The organism is Nocardia sp. GTS18, from assembly GCF_013839555.1.
Lineage (GTDB): Bacteria > Actinomycetota > Actinomycetes > Mycobacteriales > Mycobacteriaceae > Nocardia > Nocardia rosealba.
In genome coordinates this window covers 1-396 of record NZ_JACBIU010000074.1, presented here as the reverse complement: position 1 = coordinate 396, position 396 = coordinate 1, and the positions used below count along the sequence as shown (strand labels likewise).

The window sequence follows — 396 nt, the reverse complement described above, 5'->3', positions numbered from 1 at the left end:
CCCGAAGCCGGTGGCCTAACCCCTTGTGGGAGGGAGCCGTCGAAGGTGGGATCGGCGATTGGGACGAAGTCGTAACAAGGTAGCCGTACCGGAAGGTGCGGCTGGATCACCTCCTTTCTAAGGAGCACATCTACACGAACACCTCGAAGAGTCGAGAGTGGTTGTGTCAGAGACCGTTTAGACCTCGTATGTAGGTCTGCGGACGCTCATGGGTGGAACGCTGACAATTTTCATCGCATACAGCGTCGGCTCAGTCCGATGCTGCGATGGGTATACCGACACACTATTGGGTCCTGAAAGAACACGCGAAAGTGTTTTTTCAAGGCAAGAACAAACGATCCGATGAGATCTTCCTCGAAACCGCCGGCGGGTAATTCTGCTGAGTAGGTCTGGGTA

At 54.5% G+C, this 396-nt stretch carries 1 rRNA gene; it reads left to right on the top strand.

The features are described 5' to 3' along the window. Positions 1–117 (top strand): 16S ribosomal RNA (locus tag HYG95_RS24440); the annotation flags it as partial. Between the last annotated feature and the right edge of the window lie 279 nt (positions 118–396).